This is a genomic window from Oleiphilus sp. HI0128 (genome assembly GCF_001635365.1).
On record NZ_LWGG01000298.1, the window covers coordinates 1 to 5,117 of the forward strand.

Consider the following 5,117-nt stretch of genomic DNA (forward strand, 5'->3'; position numbering starts at 1 on the left):
TGAGAAGTTTGGTCTGTCGCCGAAGCATAGCCACCAACTTGATAGCGTCGAAGCATTCTTATCAACCGGCTCCCCCTTGAGCCACGAAAGTTTTGAATATATTTACCGCGACATTAAGACGGACGTATGCGTCTCTAGTATTTCCGGGGGCACAGATATCATCTCTTGTTTTGCGCTAGGAAACCCGAATCTTCCAGTATACAAAGGTGAGCTTCAATGCATTGGCTTAGGGATGGACGTACAATTTTTAGATGATGATGGAACTAGCCTTACACAAGGAAAAGGAGAGCTTGTTTGTAAGCAAGCCTTCCCTTCCATGCCAACCGGTTTCTGGAATGACAAAAATAACGAAAAATACCAAAGCGCTTACTTTAAACGCTTTGACAACACATGGGCTCATGGGGACTACGGAGAGCTTATTGTCCACGAAGCAGATAATGGAACACCAACCCAAACCGGCGTAATCATTCACGGCCGCTCTGATGCAATCCTTAACCCTGGCGGTGTTCGAATAGGTACTGCTGAGATTTATCGTCAGGTTGAAAAGGTTGAGGAAGTGTTTGAGTCAATTGCTATCGGCCAAGAATGGCAAGATGATGTTCGTGTCATTCTCTTTGTTCGTTTACAAGAAGGTTTAACACTAGACACGCAGCTTATCGATAAGATAAAACGAAGTATCCGCGAGAATACTACACCAAGGCATGTGCCCAATAAGATTCTTCAAGTCACGGACATTCCCAGAACATTGAGTGGAAAAATTGTCGAGCTAGCCGTTAGAAATGTCGTGCACGGCAAAGAGCTTACAAATATAGAAGCATTGGCAAACCCAGAGGCATTAAACTTATATAGCAACTTAGCGGCCCTGAAAAGCGACTAGCACAATGACTATAAAATCAATAGAGAAGGCAATCTTCTCTATTGATAATAGGCGCTTTACAATAAACCGTAATCGCGTTCCACACGTGAAACCCTGACTTTATAGTCTCTATACCAGCGCTCCTTTCCTAAAGACTGTGCTGCAGTATGTTCTAGATTATCTTTCCACGCTTTAATCGATTCCAGATCACGCCAATAGGAAACCGTCACACCTAGTGAGTCACGTGCTGACTCTAAGCCCAAAAACCCGTCTTGCTCACTGGCAAGCGCTTCCATACGAAGAGATGTGTTAGAGTATTCCTTATCATCGCTACTAAGTACTGAGGTAAAAATGACAGAGTAATAGGGAGGTTGCGGTGTGCCTACAATTGCGTCCATTCTGCTTATTGCTCCTTGTAAAAACAGTTTCTGTAGTGAAAAAACACGTTCCCAGCTTCAACTTACTAACCATAAATTTTGCCCGCGCCCTGCGGGTAAAAGCTACAGTTCAAATAAACTATTTTTTGCTCTTCAAATCAAGAAAAATTGGCTAGATTTTTTAACTCGAGAAGCCAAAACGAGGTTGGCAAAAAAATGCCTAAGTTGGACATCCAGCAAATTCAAACTATAATTTTCCTATGATTTCTCCGGATACGGATACACGATAATGCGAGCATTTATTTCGAAAGCCACGTTACTTTATCTGTTACTCAGCACCACGACCGCCCTCGCTAACAAACAAGATCAAGTAGCTATTTCTTTGGCCTTTACTTTTTCAATGCCCCCATACTTAAGCCAGGATAAAAAAAGCGGTATTGAACGTGACATTATCTATAGCGCACTTACCCAAGCAGGCTACGAATCAATTAGTATTGAGAATGTCCATTACCTACGCGCAATAGAGTTAGTTAAAAGTGGCAGCATCGACGCAATTGTTTCAAATCAATCAAATACGATCTATTCTTCCAATTTGCCGGGTATTTCCACGAGCCACAAAACACTTGACTATGTGGACTGTGCCATCTCACTCGCTAGCCAGAACCTACAACTTAAAACTATATATGATTACTATGACAAGCATATTTGGGCTTTCAAAAGTGCGAGCACTACCTTGGGCCAAGACTTTCAGCTTATGACTCAGAATAACAAGAAGTACACTGAGGATGTTGATCAATTAAAACAACTCGACATGCTCGCAATGAAGCGCATTGACATTGCTATTTCGGATCGAAATATTTTTTCCAGCAAACACAAAAACAGCAGGAAATATCAATCCCTGGAATTTAGCTTCGACAATATTGCTCCCCCCACTTCTCGAGTAATTCGATCGATGGATAGGACATTAATCCAAAAGTTCAATAAGGGCTTGGAGGGCATTCAGGGTAATGGTGAGTACCAGGCTATCTTGAGTAAATATAGAGACTCTTATGCGGGGACTTGCGAATAAACCAGGTTAATTAAATCGCTCGATAGATAATTCCTGGGCGGCACTGAATCATTTCAAAGTACTCCGATAAACCATTAAGTGACTCAGAAGCACCTAAGATCAAATACCCTCCCTTCTTCAAAACACTATGTATTTTGACCAGAATCTTTCGTTTTAATTCAGGTGAGAAATAGATCAAGACATTTCTACAAAAAACCACATCGAGATTAGTTCCAACTCGACCGTAACCTTCCATCAAGTTTAACAACTGAAAATCAATGCTAGTTTTGTACTCAGGTTTAATCTGCCAACGACCATCTTCAAGCGAACTAAAACACTTCTTCAAGCGTTGCTCAGACATTCCGCGCCCAAGCGCCAACATCTCATAGATACCAGACTTCGCGTTAGCAAGCACTGTCGGTGAGATATCTGTCGCGACAACCTTTACCCCCCCCTTCAATCTACCGGGCTTAGACTCTTGAAACTCTTTCGCAATGATAGAGATCGAATAAGGCTCTTGACCTGTTGAGCATGCTGCTGACCATATTTTCAAGGGTGCAATAGTATTCTGCTTATCTGCTTCAACGAAGATTTTTTCTTTTAGAACAGTAAAAGGATGAGAGTCTCGAAACCATAAAGTTTCATTTGTAGTCATCGCATCAATCACTTCTTCTCTGAGATTGCGATGTGAAATACTCTTAAGCTTGGACACGAGCTCACTTAGGCTTGCAATCTGATGCTTTGCCATCACAGGCTTGAGGCGACTACTCACTAGATAAGCCTTATTTTCACCCAACAATATCCCGCACGCTTCCTCTAGAAAGGTGCGGAATAAGTGATACTCCTGAGCTGAACTATCTAATTGCATAGCCACCCTTTAACGAGCATGTTGCGCTGTACATCTAAGCTTTCGTCTTGATACGATCAATGATATCCATCACTTTTTCCGCAAGTTCATCCGGACTAAACTTGGCCATAAAGTCATCGGCACCAACTTTTTCTACCATTGCCTGGTTAAACACACCACTCAATGAAGTGTGCAGCATAATATAAAGTGGTGCTAAACGATGATCATCCTTACATAAGGTCGTCAAGGTGTAGCCATCCATCTCTGGCATCTCTACGTCTGAAATCATCAAATCAATATGATCATTAAGGTGTGACCCGTCCGCCACAAGTTCCCTTAGATAATCGTAGGCCTGTTTACCATCATTCTTGGTAATTACTGTAATGCCGATAGCTTGTAGGCAGTTTTGTATTTGCTTACGCGCAACCACCGAGTCATCAGCGACCAGAACGGTAGGCGGCGATTCACTATTACGTTCACACACCTGTTCTACGAACTCTTCGTTAACGGTTTCTTCTACAGGCGCCACTTCAGAAAGAATCTTCTCTACATCGATAATTTCTACAAGCTTATTATCGATACGAGTGACGGCAGTCAGGTAATTTTCGCGTCCGGCACCCTTTGGCGGCGGATGAATCTCTTCCCAATTAAGGTTAACGATACGTTCAACATCACCAACCAGGAAGCCTTGAGTCTTTCTGTTGTATTCAGTAATAATGACAAAGCTATTGGGAATTGTCTCTTCCGCAATCGGCATCTGTCCTGTTGCCATCCCCATATCCATAATAGGGATAGTTCCACCACGAATATGCGCGACACCGCGAACAACAGGATGTCGTTGTGGCATCATAGTTAACTTAGGGCACTGCAATACTTCTTTAACCTTAAAAACGTTAATTCCGTATATCTGCTGACCCTGAAGCTTAAACAACAATAATTCCAGTCGATTCTGCCCAACGAGCTGAGTTCGTTGGTTAACACTGTCCAGAATACCGGCCATATATATAGCTCCCCTAACGATGTTCAGAGCGGTATGTTACTTGCTTAAGTATTTAGCAGAATGCTTGATACTTAAGCAAATAGGTAAAACCCTGAGCAACGATTTGTACTTTTGACGCAACACTCAGTTTACGCAATAAAGTACTTGTTATTACACGTGCTTTTTAATTTTTTGCACAGCTAACAATAGCATAGGACATAAAATGAAAATTAGTAGGCAAATATTCTGGTTACCGCTTCTTTTTCTGAGCACACTAGTTATCGGGAGCGAGACCGTAACTTTGGAGAATAAGCATAGTCACGCTGCGCCTGAAGAATTAGCAAAGAATGAAACCTCAGACAATAACTTCGACCTTAAAACGCTAGTCTCGGCATACCTTGAGCAGTTAGCCGCTGATTATGCGGACAAAGGTTACCGCTCAGAATACAGGGTCGGCAATATTGATCCATACCACAAAAACAAAACATGTAGCGAGCAGCCACAACTTAAGCTGAATCGCCCTCCTCTCACACAAAACCGAATAACAATCGAGATTCGCTGCGAAGGTCTTAAACCTTGGAAACTCTATATTGGCTCAGAATTCGACCTTTACGCTCATACAGTTGTCGCAACGGGGGGTATCCGGCGTGGCCAAGTGATCTCTATAAATGACATCAACCTAGAAGAAATAGTTATTAACCGAACACACTATTCACATTATCAACAGCTATCTGACGTCGAAGGTATGGTAGCTCGGCGCTCAATTAGGCCCGGATCAACAATTCAACCTGGCCATTTAACACCGCCAAAGCTGGTTAAGCGCGGCGATAATGTTGTAATCGTTGCCAGCAATAGTGCAATTTCGGTTAGAATGAACGGCACCGCTATGACTGACGGGGCGTTGGGGCAGCAAATACCCGTACAAAACCTGCAGTCGAAGCGTGTTGTAAAGGCTCGCGTAAGTGAGCCCGGCCTTGTAATAATAACACTTTAGAAAAAAACATAATTTA

General features: G+C 42.6%; 5 protein-coding genes and 1 pseudogene. 3 read left to right on the plus strand and 3 right to left on the minus strand.

Annotated features, from left to right (window positions below; genetic code table 11):
• A pseudogene (locus A3763_RS28040) lies at positions 1–877 on the plus strand (acetoacetate--CoA ligase); the annotation flags it as partial.
• A 56-nt stretch (positions 878–933) separates the two neighbouring features.
• Here A3763_RS28040 and A3763_RS03820 read toward each other — a convergent pair.
• The gene (locus tag A3763_RS03820; RefSeq protein WP_068507222.1) at positions 934–1,254 is read right to left on the minus strand and encodes an antibiotic biosynthesis monooxygenase; all 321 of its coding nucleotides are present in this window, start codon (positions 1,252–1,254) and stop codon (positions 934–936) included.
• A gap of 268 nt (positions 1,255–1,522) precedes the next feature.
• Here A3763_RS03820 and A3763_RS03825 point away from each other — a divergent pair, with 268 nt between their 5' ends.
• Positions 1,523–2,302 (plus strand): ABC transporter substrate-binding protein, encoded by a 780-nt coding sequence (locus A3763_RS03825; RefSeq protein WP_068507224.1) that lies wholly within the window; start codon positions 1,523–1,525, stop codon positions 2,300–2,302.
• A 10-nt stretch (positions 2,303–2,312) separates the two neighbouring features.
• On the opposite strand, the gene A3763_RS03830 is transcribed toward A3763_RS03825, so the two are convergent.
• Complete coding sequence (locus A3763_RS03830; RefSeq protein ID WP_068507226.1) at positions 2,313–3,149, minus strand: protein-glutamate O-methyltransferase CheR; 837 nt, start codon at positions 3,147–3,149, stop codon at positions 2,313–2,315.
• Between the two features lie 34 nt (positions 3,150–3,183).
• Positions 3,184–4,128, minus strand: coding sequence for a chemotaxis protein CheV (locus A3763_RS03835; RefSeq protein WP_068507228.1), 945 nt, complete (start codon positions 4,126–4,128; stop codon positions 3,184–3,186).
• Positions 4,129–4,330: 202 nt separating this feature from the next.
• On the opposite strand from A3763_RS03835, the gene flgA reads away from it, so the two are divergent.
• Positions 4,331–5,101 carry a flagellar basal body P-ring formation chaperone FlgA gene (gene flgA / locus A3763_RS03840; protein ID WP_068634236.1) on the plus strand — a complete coding sequence of 257 codons (771 nt, stop codon included), beginning with the start codon at positions 4,331–4,333 and terminating at the stop codon, positions 5,099–5,101.
• Positions 5,102–5,117 lie beyond the last annotated feature (16 nt).